At 73.0% G+C, this 758-nt stretch carries 1 protein-coding gene; it reads right to left on the reverse strand.

From position 1 onward, the window contains the following. A partial coding sequence (locus IEY93_RS37490; RefSeq protein ID WP_444544686.1) for a SpnB-like Rossmann fold domain-containing protein occupies positions 1 to 731 on the reverse strand: 731 nt, incomplete at its 3' end. Between the last annotated feature and the right edge of the window lie 27 nt (positions 732 to 758).

Genomic DNA, 758 nt, shown 5'->3' on the forward strand with positions numbered 1-758 from the left:
ACCCCCTCCGGACCGAAGACCGGGGTGGGGTCGGCCTCGTCGACGGCCGGGGCGGGGACTCGGTTCAGCCTGGGTAGGTGCAGGCGTCCAGCCCGCACCGCGATCTGCGGTTCGCCCGTGGCCAGTGCCCCGGCGACCGTCTCGGCGGCCGGGCTCTCCTCGTCCAGATCGATGAGAACGAACCGGCCGGGCTGCTCGGCCTGCGCCGCACGCACCAGACCCCACACCGCAGCCAGGGCCGCGTCCGGGACCTCGTCCGCACCGACCGCCACCGCACCTCGAGTCAGGAACACCAGCCGCGACGATGCGAACTCGTCCTCGGCCAGCCACTCCTGCAGCAGTCGCAGGGTCGAGTGCACGGCGGTACGTGCCGCGGATGGGCTACCAGCCTGGCCGGGACTCTGATCGGTGGAGCAGACGGCCAGCACGGCCTCGGGGAACTCGCCCGCGGCCAGGCCGGCGACATCTGCCAGGTCATCGCAGAGCTCCGCCCCTATGCCGAGGTCGTCGCCGCCCAGCACGACCCATCGGGGAGTGGCCCCTGCCTGCGCATCCGCCGGGGCGGCGACCCAGTCGAGCTGGTGGAGGGAGTTCAGTGCCGTCGTCACGGACGGTCCGCCGGCCGACAGTGGTCGCAGGGTCAGCGCGTCGATCTGCGCGAGCGGGACACCGGCCTCATCAGCCAGGGCCATCGTGAGCGTGCCCTCCACACCCGCCGACGCGATCGTCACCCGCAACCCGGTAGCGCCGCCCGCATA

This window comes from Sphaerisporangium melleum (genome assembly GCF_014646695.1).
Taxonomy (GTDB): Bacteria; Actinomycetota; Actinomycetes; order Streptosporangiales; family Streptosporangiaceae; genus Sphaerisporangium; species Sphaerisporangium melleum.